Origin of the sequence: Streptomyces atratus (assembly GCF_040655115.1) — a bacterium.
Classification (GTDB): domain Bacteria; phylum Actinomycetota; class Actinomycetes; order Streptomycetales; family Streptomycetaceae; genus Streptomyces; species Streptomyces atratus_D.
In genome coordinates this window covers 1-1,294 of sequence record NZ_JBFAJH010000147.1, presented here as the reverse complement: position 1 = coordinate 1,294, position 1,294 = coordinate 1, and the positions used below count along the sequence as shown (strand labels likewise).

Here is a 1,294-nt window from a genome sequence, read left to right as displayed (position 1 = left end):
GTACCTCACCCCACTCGAAACCCGAGCCAGACTGCAGCACGACTTCACCCCCGCAGCGTAAGCAACCGCTGTCCAAGATCAGGGGGGAACTTCATGTTGAGCGCGTCCGTGACCGTCGCGGGGTAACCGGCCGGACCGAATTCGCTGTTGACAGTGGCATGGCCGTTGGCGTCGGTCGCCTTGGTCAGCTGACCATGGGAGTCGTACTCGTACGACGTCGTGTAGTCACCGGCCGTGCCGGTCGTCGCGACGCCCTTGGGGTCCGTGACCAACCTCAGGTTGCCGAACGAGTCGTACCCGAACTGCCAAGTGCGGCCCTCTGCGGTCGTCTTGCGGTACAGGTCGGCGGAGTATCCGTCCACACGGGTCAGGTACTCGTACGTCACCGCGTTCGCGGGGTATGTACCCGGGGCACAGTCCAATGCCGGCGGGACGCCGCCCTTGTTGTTCTCCGCGTCACGCTGCCAGAGCTGGTAACCCGTCTTCTGGTCGTAGCAGTACGCGGTTTTGGCGCCGTTGTCCTCCTCGATGTACGTAACGTTGTTGTCCGCGTCCCACGACACCTTCGTGGTCTGTGCCTTGGCGTTGGTCGTCTGGACCGGGCGGCCGAAGTCGTCCGTCACATAGTCCATGGCGTGCGACTCGGCATCCGTCACCTTGGTGTCGGTGAACTTGGTGTTCCCGGCGTTCACCGCGTAGGTGAAGCCGGTGGCACCCTGCAGACGGTCGGTAATGGTCTTGGTCCACCAGTGGTACTTCGGGTCGTCGCCGGTTTGCGGCGCAAAGTAGTCCAGCTTCGTACCCTTGCTGCGCGGGTCGGTGGCCGTGACCAGCTTGACGTTCTTGTTGCCCTGCGTGGCGTCGTAGGTGAACGTGAAGACCTTCGGCGCACCGCTGGTGGAGCCGTCACCATCGGTGAACTGACCCAGCAGGCCCTTGGTGGTGTAGTAGAAGGAGATCTTCCGGCCCGAGATGTCCGTCATGGACTTCACGTGGTCGTAGATCTTGGAGTTGGTCAGGTTCGAGCCCGTGACCTTCGCGCCCGAGTCATTGATGTACTCGTAGGAAGCGTCGCCCTTCTTGTAGTAGTCGACGGTGAGCGACTGCCGGCCGGCCGGGTCGGTGATGTAGGTGAGGAACTTGGTCGGCTTGTTGTTGGACTTGCGTTCCTCATACGTGTACGTCTGCGTGTTGCCGTTCTTGAAGTTCCCCCCTGATCTTGGACAGCGGTTGCTTACGCTGCGGGGGTGAAGTCGTGCTGCAGTCTGGCTCGGGTTTCGAGTGGGGTGAGGTA

General features: G+C 62.0%; 1 pseudogene. It reads right to left on the bottom strand.

From position 1 onward, the window contains the following. Positions 1-98: 98 nt before the first annotated feature. A pseudogene (locus AB0I23_RS41505) lies at positions 99-1,202 on the bottom strand (RHS repeat domain-containing protein); the annotation flags it as partial. Between the last annotated feature and the right edge of the window lie 92 nt (positions 1,203-1,294).